Here is a 17,576-nt window from a genome sequence, read left to right on the forward strand (position 1 = left end):
CCGGGGCGGTCCGGCGGCTGGTGCTGCTGGGCGCCCTGCTGGTCCTGCTCCTCCTCGGCGGTGCCGGACCGGCGTCCGCCCACGCCGCCCTCACCTCCACCGACCCCGGGGACGGAACCGTCCTGCGGCGGGCCCCCGCCCGCGTCACCCTGACCTTCAGCGAGTCCGTCGGCCTGCGCGACGACTCCTTCCGCGTCCTGGACCCGGACGGCCACCGCGTCCGCACCGGGGAGAGCGGGCACGCGGACGGCCGGTCCGAGACGGCCCGGGTCACGCTGCCGGGCGAGCTGGGGGAGGGCACGTACACCGTGGCCTGGCGGGTGGTGTCCGCCGACAGCCACCCCGTCTCGGGCGCCTTCACCTTCTCGGTCGGCAAGCCGTCGCAGGCGACCGCGCCCGTGGACACCGGCCCCGCCGAGGACCCGCTCACCGCGGCCCTCCACAAGATCGCCCGCTATCTCTCCTACCTCGCCGCGGCCCTGCTCGTCGGCACCGCCGCCTTCGCAGCCCTGTGCCGCCCGCCGGACCCCGCCCCGCTGCGCCGCCCGCTGATGGCGGCCTGGTGGACCCTGCTGACGTCCACCGTCGCCCTGCTGGTGCTGCGCGCCCCGTACGAGGCGGGGACGGGTCCGTCGACGGCCCTGGACCCGACCGCGCTGGGCGACACCCTCGTCTCCCGCCCCGGCGTCCTGCTCCTGGTCAGGCTGGCGCTGCTGCCGCCGATCGCGCTGTACCTCGCCCGCACGGCGCGCACGACCCGCACGGCGCGCACGACCCGCGCGACGCGCACGACCCGCGCGGCCCGGCTCGGCGGGCGCACCCCGCTCGCCGCCGCGGTGGGCGTCGCCCTGGCCGTCGGCCTCGCCCTGACCTGGGCCGCCGCCGAGCACGCCTCGGCCGGTGCGCAGGTACCGGTCGCGATGACGTCCGCCGTACTGCACCTGCTGGCCACCGCCGTCTGGCTGGGCGGTCTCGCGGCCCTGCTCACCCTCCTGCGCGCCGGGCGCCCGGCGCCGCCCGCCGCCGTGGTCGCCCGCTTCTCCCGGACCGCCTTCGCCGCCGTGACCGTCCTGGTCGTCACCGGCGTCTACCAGTCCTGGCGCGGCCTCGGCTCCTGGCAGGCGCTCACCGGATCGACGTACGGCAGGCTGCTGCTCGCCAAGGTGGTCCTGGTGGCCGTACTGCTGGGCGCGGCGGCCGTGTCCCGGCGGTGGACGTCGGCGCTGCTGTCGGCGCCGGCCGCCGTACCCGCGCCCGGCCGCGTGCCCGAGCGGGTGCCGCAACCGGCGGGCGGCCCACCGCCGGAGGACCCGCCGCCGGCGCGCCCACCGGCCCCCGACGGCGCGTCCGCCCTCCGCCGCGGACTGCGCCGCTCCGTCCTCGCGGAGGCCGTCGTCGCCGCCGTCGTGCTGGCGGTCACCACCGTGCTCACCGCCACCCCGCCGGGCCGGACCGCGGAGGAGACGGTGCGGGCGGCCGGGGCGACGGACGGGGTGCGGCCCGCGTCCGTCACGACGATCCCGTTCGAGATCGGCGGGACGGCCAGGGGCACGGTCCAGATCACCCTGGACCCGGGCCGCACCGGCGACAACGCGGTGCAGGCCGTCGTCTTCGGCCCCGACGGCAGCCTGGCCGCCGTACCGGAGCTGCGCCTCGCCTTCACCCTGCCCGACAAGGACGTGGGCCCCCTCCAGGCGGAGCTGGTCGACCGGGGCGGCTACTGGAGCGCCAACACGCTCACGCTGCCCCTGCCCGGCGTCTGGACCATGAAGGCGACCGTCCGGGTGTCGGAAGTGGACCAGGTGAGCGAGGAGCGGCGGATCCGGATCCTGCCGTGAGGCCCGTCTGGTCCCCGGCGGTCCCTCAGGGCGAGGGCTCCTCCGTGGCGGGCCCCTCCTCGCGCTGGCTCATCCTCGCCTTGAGCACGGGGCTGATGAGCAGGTCGTACACCAGGACCCCGACGACCCCGCCGATCAGCGGGCCGACGATGGGGATCCACCAGTAGCCGCTGAACCACTGGAAGGTGCCCGGCAGGGCGATGCCGCCCCAGCCCTCGAAGAAGGTGAACAGGCGGGGGCCGAAGTCACGGGCCGGGTTGATCGCGTACCCGGCGTTGGTGCCGAAGGCGAGGCCGATCGCGACGACGACGAGCCCGATGATGTACGGGTGGAGGTTGGCCGTCGGCGCCGTGTTGCGGGTGTCGATGAGCGCGCAGATCACCAGCAGCAGGATCCCGGTGCCCACGATCTGGTCGAGCAGGGGACCCCACCAGGAGTCCCCGAAGTACTCGGCGGGGAACGTGGCGAAGATCGAGTACGTCGACAGCGACGTCTTCCGCGTCTCGCCCGCCGCGGCGATGGACGCGTCGATCGCCCACCGGTAGCAGGCGTACACGAGCGCCGCGGCGACGAAGGCGCCCACGACCTGCGCGAGCCAGTAGGGCAGCACCTTGCGCCACGGGAAGTCCCGCCGCACCGCGAAGCCCAGGGTCACCGCGGGATTGAGGTGCGCCCCGCTGATGCCGCCGGCCACGTAGACGCCGAAGACGACGGCGAGGCCCCAGCCCCACGCGATGATGAGCCAGTTGGCGGGCCCGAAGTCCACGACCTGCCGGCCCGATCCCGGCAGCCCGGCGACCGCGACGGCCACCGAACCGATGCCGAACAGGATCAGGACGAACGTCCCCAGGAACTCGGCGCACATCTCACCGCCGAGGCCTTCTCGATAACCGCGTCGGCGCACCATGCGTTCGGCCACCGGCCCTCCTTCATCGGAACGGAACAGACCAATCCGCTCCCTACCCGGAAAAAGGCCACCAGCGTGATCAATCGGGTGATCCCGCCGTCGGACGCCCGAGACTTCCCCTCTACGGAGCAACGGCGGGGCCGTGAGGAGTGGCCTTCCGGTCCGAGCCGGACGGCGCCGCCGACGCGTCGGGCACATACGTCGAAGGGCCCCGCAGCGAACTGCGGGGCCCTTCGACATCGTGCCCGGTGAGGCACTGGCGGAGGATACGAGATTCGAACTCGTGAGGGGTTGCCCCCAACACGCTTTCCAAATGTTCGTCTGGGGGTTCGGGGATGTACGGGAACGTCCTGACCTGCGGCGGAACGGATGTCGGTGAAAGCTCCGGACGGCGCTGAACGGAGGTGAATGCAACCAGAACTGCAACCAGAGAAGGCCGCGTTTCCCCTGGTCAGCGATGGCGCCAAGGTAGTGTCAGGACCGCGTGGGTGATGGACTCTCGCGCGGGGGTCATCCGGCGTCTTCTTCATCGTTCAGGTGCTGCATCGCAAGGGGGAACTCGTCCGGGTGCCGCTTCAGTCGTGCCATCACCCAGGCGGTGCGGGCATCCATGCCCGGCCCGAAATCGGCTGCCAGGCGGCGGGCCTGCCAGGTCGTTTGAGGCGCGAGGGCCCAGCGCCAGAACTGGAGTCGTACACGGCCGGTGCGGGCGGCCACCCTTCCTCCTGGCTCGGGAGCATTCTGCGGAGGAGGGCCGGTTTCACACGCCACGTTTGTTTCTTCGGCCACGGTGCGAGTGTTGCCGCGTATCCCGCGCCTACGGAGTCGATCGGCTCGATGACCACCGGAAAGAGCGATGGAGCAGGCCGTCGTTGACGTCCGGGGTGTTCGAGTCACCCTCGGTGCGTCATCCGATCCGGCCACGGCCGAATCGCGCCCTTCTCGCGCTGCCTCGGTCGGCTCACACTGCGGTACACGGACCTGTGGGGGAGGACTTCGACGATGACGAGGCGTGGGCGGGGTGCGGCTGCTCGTAGACGACGAGCGACGCGGCTGAAGTCGGCGGCGGTCGGCGGTGGCCTGGTGTTGGTCCTGCTCATCGTCTTCTGGTCGGTCGTGTGGCCGTACGTCACGGGGGCTGTGGTCCTCGGCGGCGTCACAGCGGCGGGATGGTGGCTCCGGCGTACGGACCGGCTCGTGCGTGGGCGGGACCGTCTCTGGCGGCAGGAAGAGGCGGTGAAGGCCGGCCACCGGACGCTTGCCGAGGTGGACACGATGACCGGCACCGAGTTCGAGGATCTGGTCGCGAGCCTGTGCCGACGGGACGGATGCACCGACGTCCGGCGCGTGGGTGGCGCCAACGACAACGGCGCCGATGTTGTCGGCCGTCTCCCGGACGGCCGGAGCGTGGTGATTCAGTGCAAGCGCTATACGCCGACCAGCACGATCGCGAGCCGCGAACTGCGCGATCTGCTGGGCGCCAAGGTGCATTTCGGGGCCGACCTGGCCGTGTTCGTGACGACCACGCGGTTCAGCCGTCCCTCCGAGAAGTTCGCGCTGCAGCACGGAATCCTCGCTGTGCACCGGGACCACTTCGGGCTGTGGAACAACGGGGCCTCGCTGCTGTCCCTGAGTGAAGTGAACGGCCGCGGGCAGGGCGACTCCCGGCATCAAGCACGTTGGAAGCGGGCGTACGGGAAGTGATCTTCCCCCTAAGTAGCCGTCTCCGTCGTCGGGTTGCCCGCGCGACAGGCGTGGACAAACAGGGCCCACGAAGTGGCGCGGAAGACGATCACCCGTTCCTGCGGATCCTTCGAGTCACGGACAACGGCCTTGCCCAGCGGGGGGGGGGTGAGGAATTCCATGCAGTTGTTGTCGTGCCCGCTGTAGCTGCTCTTGACCCATATGCGGGTCGGCGCGGTATCCATCAACGCTGCACGTCCTTGTCATGTCCAGTCCGGGGCACTTCGTCATCGTGAAGGCTTGATCCGAAGGCGTCAAGGTGAGCCTGTCGGCAGGCGACTGTGTCGGGATGTTCCTCGCCGAGGACACGGATGCACGCTTCGAGGTTCAGTACGGCCAGGGGTTGCGCCGCTGCCAGATCGCCGGTGCCGGTGAGGATCCGGATCAGCCCCGTGCGCATGGCCAGAGTGTGTGGGTGCTCCGTGCCGAGCACCTCCTCACGGGCGGTGAGGACCGAACGCGCTGCGGCTTCCGCCTCCGACCAACGTTCCTGGGCACACAGGATGCCGGCGAGCAGATCCCGGACGACCAGAGTGCGCGGGTGCTCTGAACCGAGGGAATGCTCCCGCTCCGCGAGCGTGGCGGAGGTGAGGGCCTCGGCCTCATCGAGGCGGCCCAGTCGGTACAGGGCCCAGGCCAGTGTGTGGCGTGCCGCGAGCGTATACGGGCTGGTCGGGCCGTAGGTTGCTTCGCTGGTGGCGAGGTTGGCGCGGGCCAGAGCTTCGGCCTCGCCCCAGCGCTGCTGCTCACCGATGGCTTCGGCCAGGCAGGCGGTACTCATGATCGTGTCGGCGTGCTCGGACCCGAGGACCCGCTTGCGGCCGTCGACGGCGCGGCGCAGGTGCCGCTCGTCCTCAGCCCACTCGCCCAGCCCGTACAGGGCCAGGCCCAGCGCGTGGGCGCTGTCGAGCGTCTGGACGTGGTCGGGACCGAGCTGTGTCTCACGGGTGTGCAGGACTTCGCGGTGCATCTCGGCGGCCTCGGCGTAACGTCCCAAGTCCCCCAAGGAGCAGGCGAGTGCGTATCGGTCGTCGAGCAATTCGGCCTCCGTGGCAGCGGACACGGACGGGGGGACGCGTACGGCGGACTCCGCGAGGAGGTGCGCCGAGGTGTAGTCGCCGCGTTCGCGGCTCTGGTCGCGAAGGTAGCGGACAAGGCCGAGGGCCTTCGGTGTGGCGACCGAGTGGGCGGCGGCAGTGCGGCCCAGCAACGCCAGCGCATGCGGCGTGAAGAGCCGCATCGTCTGGGCGTCGAGGCAGGTGCCCTCGGCTTCACCGTCGTGCAGAAGATGGTCCAACAGTTGGGTGGCGGAGGCCAGCACGCCCTCGCGCTGGTCGAGGGGGATGCGAGCGGCCACGGTGTCCAAGAGGAGCGCGTGGGCCTGGAGGGAGCGGACGCTGGGCAGGCCGACGTCTCCGGGAACGTTGAGGTCCGCCACCATGGACTGCGACATCAGCCCCCGCAGGGCGGCGTCCGCCTTCCGCGTGGGGAGCGGCGGCTCGGCCTGGGCGAGGGTGGTGAGTCGGAGCCGCTGGGCGTGGAACAGGCCGATGGGCAGGGGGTCGGGCGCGTAGCAGGACAGTAGCCACATCAGTGTGGTTGCCTCGGGGACGCCTCGGTCGGCCAGAGCGTCCAGCGAGATCTGCCACGTGGAGCTGATCAGCCGGCGCAGGTCACGTTCGTCCGGGTCGGCGGCTTCGTCCAGGGTGCCGCTCGGATCGTCGCGCAGGCGCTGGAGGAACTCGTCCACGGTGACGGGATCGAGTAGCCGCTGGCCGAGATAGGCGCCGGCGAGGGTGAGCGCGAGTGGATGGCAGCCGAGGCCGTTCGCGAGCTTCTCCAGCGCCGCTTGGTCGTAGTCGCTCACGTTGAGGTCACGCAGGACGCACACGGCGTCGTCCAGGCCGAGGACGTCGAGGTGGCGACGGTCGGCGTCCTGCCACAGGGGCGCGCTGCCGTGCCGCGTCGTGACGAGCACGGTGCCACGCCGAGAGCCGCGCAGCCAGCCGCCGTCGCCGAACACGCTCGGGTCGTCGGCGTTGTCCAGGACGAGCAGCCAGGGTTCGGCGGAGGCATCGAGGCACTGCCAGACGAGATCGGCGGCGGGGCGTTGTCCGACCCGAGCCGCCTCCACCTGGCCCGGGTCGGCGCCACGGTCGAGGGCGACGGCCAGCATGCCGGCACGGAACGCGACCTCGGTGGCCGCGTTCACCCACAATCCCACCACGCCTCGTGCCGCGACCTCGTGGAAGAGCTCCTCGGCGAGGACGGTCTTTCCGCTGCCCGCGGTGCCGTGGAAGACGAACTTCGCGGGCGCATCGTAGGGATGACTGATGGCGTGCAGCACGTCGCGGCGTATGTCGTGACGGTCCCGGACGGGGGAGGGCGATCGCGCGGCGAGCGGCACGCGCACCGAGTCCGGCCCCGACCGGTCGGACGCGGCGGGATCGGGCCTCGCACCGTGGTGGACGACGTACTGTCCGATCTCCCCGATGTACTGGTCCCGCGAGGCGCTGTTCCAGCGGGCGTGATCCCTGATGACGATGTCGCTGTCCGACGGAGCCGGTGTCGTCGGTCTCGATGGTTCGCCCATGGACTACCGCCGCGCCGTGTTGCCCGGAGTCGTGACTGACCGCAGGGAACGGCCCACGCTCATGGGGTGGCTACAGGTCATGGCCAGCGAACTCCCCTTGCTGGAGGGCTTGGACGAAGTACACCCACGAGCGATCCATGAAGTCGATCACTGGACCCTCGGGCACCTTTGAGTCGCGAACCGGAGCTCTCTGCGGCGGGGGGGGGGTCTGTATCTCTACGCAGCCGTTGTCAGCACCGCTGTAGCTGCTCTTGCGCCAAACCCGTATCGGCCCGGTCACGACTCCTCTTCCTCCTGCTCAACTACACCGGAATCAACCGATTTTGTCTGGACTGCTGCACCTGCTGCCTCGCACTCCGCACGGCAGACCAGCGTATCCGGGTGATCGTCTCCGAGCACGCTCACACAGGCGGCCAGAGTACGAGCGGACAGCTCCCCCGCCTCGTCGGCACGCCCGATGCCGCGCAGGATCCGGGACAGCATGATCTCGATGGAGAGGGTGTGCGGATGCTCCGGCCCGAGAATTTGCTGACGCACAGCGCGTACTGACTGCGCCGCTTCCAGTGCCTTGGGCCACTGACCGAGGTGAGACAGGACATCTGCCAGACGCTGTCGCGCGGCGAGCGTGCGTGGGTGGTCCGCCCCGAGCACTCGCTCGCTGCCTGCCAGCGTGGCTCGGGTATGGACTGCCGCCTCTTCCCACTCCCCGGTACCGGCAAGCACCAGGCGAGGGCGATACGACTCAGCAGGGTGTGAGGGTGGTCGTCGCCGAGGGCCCGCTCGCTCACTTCGAGGTTCTCGGCCGCCAGCTGACGGGCTTCGTCCCAGCGCTTCTGCTGGCCTATGGCTTCGGCCAGCCTGCCTCGGCTGTCGATGGTGTCCGGATGCGTGGCCCCCAAGGCGAGGGCACGCCCGTCTGCGGCGCGGCGCATGGACCGTTCGTCCTCCGCCCAGCGGCCGAGGCCGTACAAAGCGATACCGAGGGCGTGCGCGCTGTCCAGGGTCTCCGGGTGCTCGCGGCCGAGCAGGGCCTCTCGTGCTTCGAGCGTGGCTCGGTGAACCGTGGCCGCCTCGTCGAAGTGGCCGAGGGCTGTCAGTACCCGGCCGCGCTCGTGGCGGTCGGTCAGGGCTTCTGGGGTTCCCTGGCCGTCGGTGACGTGGGCAGCGTCGTCTGCGAGAGCGCGGGCCGTGGCGTAGTCGCCGCGCACATACGACTGATCGCGAAGGTCGCGGACGATGGCCAGAGCCGACGAGGTTGCCGCGTCCGCGCGATGCGCGGCGGCGTGCCTCAGCAGGGCGGCGGCATGGGGCGTGAACAGCCGCAAGGTGTGTGGGTCGACATAGCGGCCCGAGTCCGTGGACAGGAGCCGCCGTAACAGAGCGGTGGCCGATTCCAGCAGCAGCGCACGCTGGTCGACCGGAACGCGCGACGCGACCGTCTCCAGGAGCAGCGGGTGAGCCTGCACGCTGGGCACGGCGGCGGTCCCGGCATCAGCCTTGATGAGCGAGACCAGGGAGTGTCTGGCCAGCCCTTCGAGTGCGAGGTTGGCGCTTTCGCCGGTGAGCGGCGGGAGGGCATGAGGCAGCCCTGTGCCCTCCAGGCCGGTCGATGAGAGCACCCCGACAGGCAGGGGTGCCGCACCGAAGTACGACAGCAGCCTGAGCAACGTCGTCGCCTCGGGAAGGCCCTGCTCGGTCAGGGTGTCCAGTGAGATCTGCCATGTACTGGTGATCAGTCGGCGCAGTTCCTGCTCGCCGGGTTCCGCCCCGCGATCGAGCAGCGACGGGTCGGCGTCAAGGCGCTTCAGGTATTCGTCCACTGAGACCGGCTCCAGGAGTTGTCGGCCGAGGTAGGTGCCGGCGAGCGACAGTGCCAGCGGGTGGCCGCCCAGCCGCCGCGCCAGCAGTTCCAGCTTGGCGGTGTCCTCCGCGCTGACCAGGAGATCCCGCAGCACGTCGACAGCGTAGGAGATGTCGAGAACGTCGAGTCGATGCTTGGCGGCCCGGCGCCATACGGCGGCGTCCCGGAGCCGAGTCGTGATCAGTACGATGCCGCGGCTGCTCGATCGCAGCCAGGCGCCATGGCCGAACACGGACGGATCGTCCGCGTTGTCCAGGACGAGCAGCCAGGGCTCGGGCGAGCTGTGCAGATAGTGCCAGACGAAATCCGCGTCCGGACGGCGGCCCTCCCGCGCCGCGTCGACCTCCTGCTGCGAGGCACCCCGGTCGTGTGCCACGGCCAGCATCCCGGACCGGAACGACGAGCGGTCGGAGGCGTTGACCCACAGCCCCACGACTCCATGGTCGGCAACGGCTTCGTCGAACACCGTCTGGGACAACGCGGTCTTTCCGCTGCCCGCCATGCCATGGACGACGTGCAGACCGTTTGCCGCGGTCGCAGGGGCGGCGATCGCTTTGAGGAGTGCCTGTCGCACATCGAGCCGGTCCCGCAGCGGCGAACTCAGCGGAGCAGCCAGGGGAGTACGTACCGACTCGGGGCTCGCCCATCCCAACCCGAATCCTGGAACGGGTGGTTCGGACTGATGGACGGGGTACTCCACGATGATCTGGTTGCCGGCGGCTTGGTACACCCGGCCGTGCCCGTCCGTGACAGCCCGCAGGACGTGGCCCCCGTGAGGAGCGCCCGGGTACCCCGTCACCGCTCGACGATGTGCTGGTCCCGGCCGGCCTGGTAGACCCGCCCGTGTCCGGACGCGTGAGCATGCATCTGCACTGCGGGAACGGGAGGCCGTTCATCCTCGGGCAGGGAGGCACGCGCCTCGGCCAGGATCTCCTCAAGGTCCTGAGCGATGGACGGATCGGCGGCAAGAAGGCGCCTCAGCCTGCGGCGCCAGTCACGCTCCAGGTCCTCGGCGCATTCGGAGTCGCCCTCGTGCCGGGCTGCGAGGAGCTCCTCGCGCGTCTCCTCCAGCGCTGTGCCGATCTCGTCGGCTTGCACAGGGCGTGCCCGACGCCACAGAGCCACCACGCCGTCGCGTGTCCGCTGCCATGCATCGGTGGCCATCAGCCCGACGACGGTGATCCCCGCGGTCTGCGCCAGCACCTCTGGATCCATGACCGACTCCCCCGTACCTCTGGATACTTGACGACGATGATGGGCAGCGGTTCGCCGAGCCAGTAGATGATCTGAGCCATCGTCGCTTGGACAGCGAAGTGTCTGGCCGAAACCCACCCCTGGTGCCCGACGCAACCTCACCGGCCTCAAGCGGGAAGCCCCGCGGCGGACTGCTGTCCAGTCCTGGGATCGATCTGACGCCCGCCCAGGTAAGCCGAACTCCTGTAGCTTTGTCGCGGTTTACCAGTTTCACACGAGGAGGCTCCTCCGTGCCCACATTCGACGTGGACGACGTGACCATCGGAACGATCTCGATCCCTGAGACAAGATTCATATTCGGGGATCACTTCCCGGAAGTTCGGAAGCGACCCATCTGTGAGGGGTGGGGGTTCGACATTGAGTTGTCGGCCGTCCTCGATATCCTAGAGGCGGTGAGCAGTGGGCAGATGTCTGCTGAAGGTGCGCGCAGGGGGCTCCTCGAATCGGTGAGTCGCATGTACGGGCCCAACGGCTGCATCGATTACGAATCGGCTGAGGATCGATGGGCTTGGTGCGAGCGGGACGGAGGCTGCGAAGCGTGCCATCGCCATCGAAGCGACTTCGAACGCCTGGTTGAGGATGCCGAAGAATTCTGGCGAAGGTACCAACAGCCAGAGACGTATCCTTTCACTGCAGGCAAGAAGAGTTTGCATGAAACTGACTGCTCGGTGGTGAAGCGTGCGATGCCAAATCAATTCGTTCGGCCGACGGCAACGAAATTTGACAGCGCTCTACGCGATTACGCCCACGCAGCAAATCCGCTCATGCCAACCGGGAACTACGAGACCTTTGATGGCGGTTGGGATAGGGCGGCAACTTACCCAACCTTTCGTCCTATGGCAGCCTCCGAAGCGCGGGCATGGATTGCCCAGAATACCGGCCCTAAGGGCGGAAGAAACTATAAGCAATGCCGTCTCTGTTCTCCCGCACCATGAGCTTCTGTCTGCTCCCTTCCTAAGCGGCGCTCAGGCGAAACCCTCGTCCGGTGCGCTGACGCGAGGCTTTCGCGCTGCGGCATCGGACGGGGCGACTCCCGGCACCGAACACGCTGGAAGCGAGCGTCCGGCGAGTATCTGGCCTAGTTGGAGGCGCGAGGCCGGTTACTCGCCGGACGTTCGCCGCGCGAGCTCAGGTTGTGCGGACTCGCTCGTAAACGGCGACGGGGTTACACGCGGGCGGGTACGCCGGCCAGACCGTCGTCGCCATCCTCGCCGTCTTCGCTGGGCTTTTTGCGGTCGCGTGCTCCGTCGAGACTGTCGAGGCCCACACGGAGGAAGTCCGCGAGAGTGTTGGCGGTCTCCGCTCCGGCTGAGGCGCCGGGCAGGCCCTCGTCGATACGCAGGCCGGAAGTGGTGTGGGCCACCGAGTACCCCAGTTCCTGGAGGACGCCGGTGAGCGCGTGATGCACGTAAGCGCGTGTACTGCGGTGCAGGAGGCCGGCTCGTCCGTCGGCGAGTCCTTCGGTCTGTTCACGGGCTGAGGCTGAGCGCGCGGTGGTGGAGACGAACCACTCCAGTGACGCGGCCCTCGTTCCGGCTGACGAGATCAGCACACCGACGGCCCGAGTACGGTCGTCCGTGTCCGCGACGGGAAGTCCCATGCCTTTGCACAGGATCTCGATTTCGGTTGCGATGTGGTTGCTGTCGTGACGGTGGGTAGCCATGTGGGAAGCGCTCGTCGGGAATTGCTAGGCGGCGGCTCGGCCGGCTGGCCTCTGCCCCATGTAGTACTCCAAGGTGACCTGCATGCCCTGGAGTGTTTCCACGAGCTGCTCAAGCTGGGACTTGGTCTCCTCCAGCTCGTTTCGGTAGGACTCCGCGCGCCGTTCGGCCGCGACCCTCCCCTGCTTCTCCTTGGCAACGCGACGCAGTGCGGCAGGGGGGAGGGTGCGGTCTCCCCCCTTGGGAGATCCAGGAATCCCGAGCTGTCGCTTGCGCCTCTGCACCCAACCGTTCACGGTCTTGCGTGAGACCTCGTACTCGATGCTCACCTCCAGCACGGTCTTGGTCTCGGCGATCACGAGATCCGCCAGTTCAGCCCGCTTCTCCTGTGGCAACTTTGAATAAAACGTCACTGCGTACCTCTGCCTTTCGATCAAGGACTGTGTCACGCGAAGTAACTACGTCTTGTCAGGAGAGATGCGAATGCAGCTGGAATCCCATCCGATTGTGCGACAAGCAGCGCTGAGGGTGACGCGGTGTCAACAGGATGAGCTACTGGGATTGCTGGGGCCCGGTGAGGGCGTCGGAGTCACTGCTGTCGGTGGCAACCAGAAGTGCACCAGCGAGAGCTCGGTTGCTGTTGATCAGCGCCGGCACCGAGTCGGTGCCAGGGACCCAATTGGCGGCGAGGTCTCGCGTGGGGATCAGCCGGTGTGACAACCCCGTGATCAAGCACGGAGCCAATCAGCTGTAGCCCTTATCCCTTCCTGTAGTGGGGTGGGCGTGATCGTCGAGAAGAGTGCTCGCAGCCGCGTGCCGTCGGCCTGCGAGTGGGGCACGTCACCGACGCGGTGGGCGGTGCGCTCCCAGAGAGCGCGGAACCCGGTGGCGGCCTCGATCTCTGGGATCAGGTCCAGGAGGGGCGTGCGTGTCCCGAACGCCAGGTTGATCGGCTGAGGGCCGACGACCCGGCGAAGGAGGGAGTCAGCGAGGATCCGGCAGACCGTGGCCACGTACGTGAAGTCCCGTGTCTGGGTGCCGTCCCCATGCACGGTCAGGGGCCGTCCGTCGAGCGTGGCGTTGATCCACTTTGGGATGACCGCGGCGTAGGGATGGTCGGCTCGCTGCCCCGGCCCGTAGACGTTGAAAAAGCGGAAGGGTAGGACCGGCAGGTCGAAGCTGTGGTGGTACGCCCCGAGATACGCCTCCGTGGCGAGCTTGGTGACCGCGTACGGACTCATCGGAGCGGTCGAGAGGTCTTCGTGCTTCGGGAGGTGAGCGTTCGCCCCATAAACGGAGGACGAAGAGGCGGCGATCACGTGCAGGTTACCGGCTCGGCGGGCGGCTTCGAGGACCTGGAGGGTTCCGGTCACGTTGGCATGGTGGCTGGCCAGAGGGTCTTTCACGGAACGCGGTACAGAAGGGAGGGCGGCCAGGTGGACGACGGCGTCCGTGCCATGGAACGCCCGGTCAAGGAGGGCCGGGTCCTGGACGTCGCCCTCCAAGAAGTCGAGGTCGAGGCCCGCGACGTTCTCCTTGAAGCCGGTGGAGAGGTTGTCGATCACCCGGATCTGGCTGATCTCGCGGTGCTCTGTCAAGGTCCGGGCCAGGTTGCTGCCGATGAACCCGGCACCGCCGGTAATCACGATCTTCACGTGGCTTCCCTTCAGAGAGATTCGACGTGTGCGCCGGCGAGCCGGTGGCGGCAGTCGAGGATGTACGGGGCGTGGGCGCTGATCAGGGGGTAGTCGAAGGCGTCGTGCTCGGCGAGCAGGACGACGGCGTCGGCAGCCGCGAGGCCGTCGGGGGTTACTTCGACCCGCTGGAGGTTCTCCAGGCCGGCGGCACGTGGGTGAGCGTCGTCGGTGACGTGGGGGTCGGCCGCTTGGACCTCGGCGCCCATGTCGGTGAGCAGTTCGGCGATGCGCGCTGCCGGAGTCTCACGGGCGTCCCCGGTGTTGGCCTTGTAGGCGAGGCCGAGCAGCAGAATCCGGGAACCGTTGAGGGACTTCCTGCGCTCGTTGAGGCCCTCGACGAGGCGGCGGACCACGTAGTCGGGCATGTGGTTGTTGACGTCGTTCGCCAGCTCGACGAAGCGGAAGTTGCGCCCCAGGGTGCGCTGGACGCGCCAGGACAGATACGACGGATCTATGGGCAGGCAGTGGCCTCCCACCCCCGGTCCCGGGGCGAATCGCATGAATCCGAACGGCTTGGTGGAAGCCGCGTTGATCGCCGACCAGACGTCGATGTCCAGCTCGTGGGCGAAGATCGCCAGCTCGTTGGCGAGCGCGATGTTCACGTGTCGGAAGGTGTTCTCCAGCAGCTTGGTCAGTTCGGCTTCCTTGCAGCTGGCGACAGGAACGACCGTGTCGACGAGGGATCCGTAGAAACGGCGGACAGCTTCCTTGGAGGCGGGGTCGATACCGGAGATGACCTTGGGAGTGTTCTCCAGCTTCCACGTGGAGTTGCCGGGGTCTATGCGCTCAGGGCTGTAGCCGATGTGGAAGTCGTGGCCGGCGGTCAGGCCGGAGGCGCGTTCGAGCACAGGGCCGAAGACTTCCTCGGTCGTGCCGGGGTACGTGGTGGACTCCAGGACGACGGTTGCCCCACGCCCGAGATGGCGGCCGAGTATCCGTGCTGCGTCCTCGACGTGGGACAGGTCCGGCACCCCGTCTCGGAGTGGCGTGGGGACCGTGACGATCGCGACGTCGAAGTCCGCGCAGTCGGACGAGTCGAGGGTCGGTCGGTATGCGCCAGTGGACAGGAGCGGTGCCAGCCGTGCGTGGGGGATGTCCTCGACGTATGACTCTCCGAGCACGAGCCGCTTGACGCGCTGGGCGTCCACGTCGAAGCCGACGACCTTGTGCCCGACCTCGGCCGCTCTGACGGCGAGCGGGAGTCCGACGTACCCCTGCCCGACTACGACGACGCGGAGCTGCTGGAACTGGCGATTCTCGATCATGCATCCCACCTCGTTGGCTTCGGCGAAGGGCAGGGGCGAGGGCGGTGTGCGCGCATCCGCGGCTGTGCGGGGGCCCTAAGATGGGAGGCGCCTCGGCCGTACGAGACTCGCTTGGCCGCCTGTCTCGGACGGCCGAGTGCCTTCTCGTCTCGGGGCGGGCGGGTCCCAAAACCCGCAGGAAGGGCAGACCGCTGGTTCGATACGATGGCGTTGGCCTGCAGTGCCGTACCGTCACTGTGCGTGGCACCAAGAAGCGATCCGAGTGATCGAATCGGCTGCAGCTTCCCGACCTGGGCCCGCCGTGGCACTGCCACCGGCGCCGTACGTACGAAATGGAGCATCCAAGGATGGCTCGACACCTGGTCACCAGCGCGCTTCCCTACATCAACGGGATCAAGCACCTGGGCAACATGGTCGGGTCGATGCTTCCCGCGGATGTGTACTCCAGGTACCTCCGCCAGCGCGGTCACGACGTCCTCTACATCTGTGCCACCGACGAGCACGGCACGCCGGCCGAGCTGGCCGCCAAGGAAGCCGGGCTCTCTGTCGCCGAGTTCTGCGCTCAGGCCCACGACGCGCAGAAGGCCGTCTACGACGGGTTCGAGCTGGCCTTCGACTACTTCGGGCGCAGTTCGTCGCAGCAGAACGTCGAGATCACCCAGCACTTCGCACGCAAGCTGAACGAGAACGGCTTCATCGAAGAGCGCGCCATCCGTCAGGTGTACTCGCCCGTCGACGGCCGATTCCTGCCGGACCGATACGTCGAGGGCACCTGCCCCCACTGTGGCTACGACAAGGCTCGCGGTGACCAGTGCGAGAACTGCACGCGTGTCCTCGACCCCACCGACCTGATCAATCCGCGTTCGGCGATCAGCGGCTCCACGGAGCTTGAGGTCCGCGAGACCAAGCACCTCTTCCTTCTGCAGTCCAAGCTCCAGCACGAGGTCGAAGCGTGGATCGACGCTGTCAGCGAGGAGTGGCCGCAGCTCTCCTCGTCCATCGCCCGCAAGTGGCTGACCGAGGGCCTGCACGACCGGGCGATCACCCGCGACCTCGACTGGGGCGTTCCGGTCCCGGCCGACACCTGGCCCGATCTCGCGGCCGAGGGCAAGGTCTTCTACGTCTGGTTCGACGCCCCGATCGAGTACATCGGCGCGACGAAGGAGTGGGCGGACGCCGCCGCGGACGGCGAGCTTCGTGACTGGAAGACCTGGTGGTACGAGGCTGACGACACCGTCCGCTACACCCAGTTCATGGCGAAGGACAACGTCCCCTTCCACACAGTGATGTTCCCGGCCACCGAGCTGGGAGTGCGCGAGCCGTGGAAGAAGGTCGACTTCGTCAAGGGGTTCAACTGGCTGACGTACTACGGTGGCAAGTTCTCCACGTCTCAGAAGCGTGGCGTCTTCACGGACGCGGCCCTGGAGACCCTTCCCGGTGACTACTGGCGCTACTTCCTGATCGCCAACGCCCCGGAGTCGGACGACTCTTCGTTTACCTGGGAGCACTTCGCCGCCACGGTCAACAAGGACCTGGCCGACACCCTGGGGAACTTCGTCAACCGCGTGCTGTCCTTCTCCCGCAAGCGGTTCGGCGACGAGGTCCCGGCGGGCCACGCGGGCGGCGAGGCGGAGGCGAAACTCGGCGACGAGATCGCACGGCTCCTCGCCGAGTACGAAGAGCATATGGAGGCCCTCCAGTTCCGTAAGGCCGCTGCCGCTCTCCGTGCTCTGTGGTCCGCGGGCAACTCTTACCTGGAGGAGAAGGCTCCGTGGCTGGAGATCAAGACCGACCCGGACGGTGCCGCGCTGACCCTGCGTACCGCGATGAATCTGATCCACCTGTACGCGGTTGTCTCCGAGCCGTTCATTCCGGCCAGCGCCGCTGCCATGCGCGGGGCCTTTGCGCTGGAGGGTGACACCGCGACCTGGGTGACCGCCGAGCAGGCCACGACCCTGGGCGTCGTCCCGGCCGGGACGACGTTCACCGTTCCGCCGGTGCTGTTCGCGAAGATCACTGACGAGGATCTGGAGTCCTACCGCGTGCGCTTCGGCGGTGCCGAGGACGCCTGAGTGTAGCTCTCGCACCTGTACCGCTCGCGCTCTCATCGGGCGGTGCGGGGGCTGAGGCGGCCGGGCAGGTCCGCGACCGGTACGTTCATCAGCCGGACGCAAGGGGCCTGGTCGTCGATTTCGACCCATGTGACGCCTGCGGATCCGGGAACGTGATCGAGGTAGCGGTCGAAGCCGTTACCCGTCAGCCGCAGCAGCAGGCAGGCGATTCCCCCACCGTGCCCGATGAGGACGGTCGTACGGTGTGGCCCCGCACAGACTTCGTCCCAGAGCTGCATGTAGCGGCTTTGGACATCCTCGGACGACTCGCCGCCCGGCGTGCGGAGCTGGTGGATGGGGATGCCTTGGCGGGCGGCTTCGGCTGCTGCGACTCCCCTGGGGCGGCCTCCGAGGTAGCCGCTGTTCTTGGCGGCCAGGCGTTCGTCCACTCGTACGTCGGCGGGGGTGAGCGTGGCGGTCAGCAGCGCGGCGGACTCGCGGCAGCGGGACATCGGGCTGACGAGCATCCGGTCTACGGTGACGCCGGCTGCGGCGAGGCTGTCGCCGACCTTGCGAATGTCATCGCTCCCGCGCTTGCTGAGCCTGCCGCCGACAGCCTGACCTTGGTGGATGCCCCGCAGGTTCTCTTCTGTCTCACCGTGCTTGATCAGGTAGATGTGCTTCGAGCGCATGATGGTGTCCTCTT

Annotated in this window: 16 protein-coding genes and 1 pseudogene; 4 read left to right on the forward strand and 13 right to left on the reverse strand. The window is 68.5% G+C overall.

Going from position 1 to position 17,576, the window contains the following annotated elements:
* The first annotated feature begins 20 nt into the window (after positions 1-20).
* Positions 21-1,838 carry a copper resistance protein CopC gene (locus ACIBCJ_RS12240; RefSeq protein ID WP_365979567.1) on the forward strand — a complete coding sequence of 606 codons (1,818 nt, stop codon included), beginning with the start codon at positions 21-23 and terminating at the stop codon, positions 1,836-1,838.
* A gap of 25 nt (positions 1,839-1,863) precedes the next feature.
* On the opposite strand, the gene ACIBCJ_RS12245 is transcribed toward ACIBCJ_RS12240, so the two are convergent.
* The gene (locus tag ACIBCJ_RS12245; protein ID WP_362100447.1) at positions 1,864-2,703 is read right to left on the reverse strand and encodes an MIP/aquaporin family protein; all 840 of its coding nucleotides are present in this window, start codon (positions 2,701-2,703) and stop codon (positions 1,864-1,866) included.
* Positions 2,704-3,255: 552 nt separating this feature from the next.
* A complete protein-coding gene (locus tag ACIBCJ_RS12250; protein WP_365979568.1) occupies positions 3,256-3,462 on the reverse strand; it encodes a hypothetical protein in 207 nt (68 codons plus the stop codon).
* A 519-nt stretch (positions 3,463-3,981) separates the two neighbouring features.
* Here ACIBCJ_RS12250 and ACIBCJ_RS12255 point away from each other — a divergent pair.
* A complete protein-coding gene (locus tag ACIBCJ_RS12255; protein ID WP_365979569.1) occupies positions 3,982-4,449 on the forward strand; it encodes a restriction endonuclease in 468 nt (155 codons plus the stop codon).
* An 8-nt stretch (positions 4,450-4,457) separates the two neighbouring features.
* On the opposite strand, the gene ACIBCJ_RS12260 is transcribed toward ACIBCJ_RS12255, so the two are convergent.
* From ACIBCJ_RS12260 to ACIBCJ_RS12285, 6 genes and pseudogenes are all read right to left on the reverse strand, one after another.
* On the reverse strand, positions 4,458-4,673 hold the full coding sequence (locus ACIBCJ_RS12260; protein ID WP_365979570.1) for a DUF397 domain-containing protein: 216 nt from the start codon (positions 4,671-4,673) through the stop codon (positions 4,458-4,460).
* The gene (locus ACIBCJ_RS12265) at positions 4,673-7,081 is read right to left on the reverse strand and encodes a tetratricopeptide repeat protein (RefSeq protein ID WP_365979571.1); all 2,409 of its coding nucleotides are present in this window, start codon (positions 7,079-7,081) and stop codon (positions 4,673-4,675) included. Before ACIBCJ_RS12265 ends, ACIBCJ_RS12260 begins: the two co-directional genes overlap by 1 nt.
* A gap of 70 nt (positions 7,082-7,151) precedes the next feature.
* Positions 7,152-7,361, reverse strand: a complete 210-nt coding sequence (locus ACIBCJ_RS12270; RefSeq protein ID WP_365979572.1) for a DUF397 domain-containing protein — start codon at positions 7,359-7,361, stop codon at positions 7,152-7,154.
* On the reverse strand, positions 7,358-7,804 hold the full coding sequence (locus ACIBCJ_RS12275) for a tetratricopeptide repeat protein (protein ID WP_365979647.1): 447 nt from the start codon (positions 7,802-7,804) through the stop codon (positions 7,358-7,360). The genes ACIBCJ_RS12270 and ACIBCJ_RS12275 overlap by 4 nt, the downstream gene beginning before the upstream one ends.
* A 5-nt stretch (positions 7,805-7,809) precedes the next feature.
* Positions 7,810-9,444: pseudogene (locus ACIBCJ_RS12280) on the reverse strand (tetratricopeptide repeat protein); the annotation flags it as partial.
* 293 nt (positions 9,445-9,737) lie between these two features.
* Positions 9,738-10,157 carry a hypothetical protein gene (locus ACIBCJ_RS12285; RefSeq protein ID WP_365979573.1) on the reverse strand — a complete coding sequence of 140 codons (420 nt, stop codon included), beginning with the start codon at positions 10,155-10,157 and terminating at the stop codon, positions 9,738-9,740.
* Between the two features lie 269 nt (positions 10,158-10,426).
* Here ACIBCJ_RS12285 and ACIBCJ_RS12290 point away from each other — a divergent pair, with 269 nt between their 5' ends.
* Positions 10,427-11,131: a hypothetical protein gene (locus ACIBCJ_RS12290; protein ID WP_365979574.1), complete on the forward strand. Its 705-nt coding sequence runs from the start codon at positions 10,427-10,429 to the stop codon at positions 11,129-11,131.
* Positions 11,132-11,361: 230 nt separating this feature from the next.
* Here ACIBCJ_RS12290 and ACIBCJ_RS12295 read toward each other — a convergent pair whose 3' ends face one another.
* From ACIBCJ_RS12295 to ACIBCJ_RS12310, 4 genes are all read right to left on the reverse strand, one after another.
* On the reverse strand, positions 11,362-11,604 hold the full coding sequence (locus ACIBCJ_RS12295) for a hypothetical protein (protein WP_393518665.1): 243 nt from the start codon (positions 11,602-11,604) through the stop codon (positions 11,362-11,364).
* 279 nt (positions 11,605-11,883) lie between these two features.
* Complete coding sequence (locus tag ACIBCJ_RS12300; RefSeq protein WP_365979576.1) at positions 11,884-12,306, reverse strand: hypothetical protein; 423 nt, start codon at positions 12,304-12,306, stop codon at positions 11,884-11,886.
* Positions 12,307-12,585: 279 nt separating this feature from the next.
* Positions 12,586-13,512, reverse strand: coding sequence for an NAD-dependent epimerase/dehydratase family protein (locus tag ACIBCJ_RS12305; protein ID WP_365979577.1), 927 nt, complete (start codon positions 13,510-13,512; stop codon positions 12,586-12,588).
* 11 nt (positions 13,513-13,523) lie between these two features.
* Positions 13,524-14,819, reverse strand: coding sequence for a nucleotide sugar dehydrogenase (locus ACIBCJ_RS12310; protein ID WP_365979578.1), 1,296 nt, complete (start codon positions 14,817-14,819; stop codon positions 13,524-13,526).
* 347 nt (positions 14,820-15,166) lie between these two features.
* On the opposite strand from ACIBCJ_RS12310, the gene metG reads away from it, so the two are divergent.
* On the forward strand, positions 15,167-16,891 hold the full coding sequence (gene metG / locus ACIBCJ_RS12315; RefSeq protein ID WP_062780370.1) for a methionine--tRNA ligase: 1,725 nt from the start codon (positions 15,167-15,169) through the stop codon (positions 16,889-16,891).
* A 32-nt stretch (positions 16,892-16,923) separates the two neighbouring features.
* Here the strand turns inward: metG and ACIBCJ_RS12320 are convergent, their stop codons facing one another.
* A complete protein-coding gene (locus ACIBCJ_RS12320; protein ID WP_062780368.1) occupies positions 16,924-17,562 on the reverse strand; it encodes a histidine phosphatase family protein in 639 nt (212 codons plus the stop codon).
* Between the last annotated feature and the right edge of the window lie 14 nt (positions 17,563-17,576).

The organism is Streptomyces sp. NPDC051136, from assembly GCF_044455745.1.
Classification (GTDB): Bacteria; Actinomycetota; Actinomycetes; order Streptomycetales; family Streptomycetaceae; genus Streptomyces.

Coding starts and splice junctions, on each gene's coding strand:
- ACIBCJ_RS12285 (WP_365979573.1), bottom strand. CDS start 10,157: ATGGATCCAGAGGTGCTGGCGCAGACCGCGGGGATCACCGTCGTCGGG.
- ACIBCJ_RS12260 (WP_365979570.1), bottom strand. CDS start 4,673: ATGGATACCGCGCCGACCCGCATATGGGTCAAGAGCAGCTACAGCGGG.
- ACIBCJ_RS12265 (WP_365979571.1), bottom strand. CDS start 7,081: ATGGGCGAACCATCGAGACCGACGACACCGGCTCCGTCGGACAGCGAC.
- ACIBCJ_RS12310 (WP_365979578.1), bottom strand. CDS start 14,819: ATGATCGAGAATCGCCAGTTCCAGCAGCTCCGCGTCGTCGTAGTCGGG.
- metG (WP_062780370.1), top strand. CDS start 15,167: ATGGCTCGACACCTGGTCACCAGCGCGCTTCCCTACATCAACGGGATC.
- ACIBCJ_RS12320 (WP_062780368.1), bottom strand. CDS start 17,562: ATGCGCTCGAAGCACATCTACCTGATCAAGCACGGTGAGACAGAAGAG.
- ACIBCJ_RS12245 (WP_362100447.1), bottom strand. CDS start 2,703: ATGTGCGCCGAGTTCCTGGGGACGTTCGTCCTGATCCTGTTCGGCATC.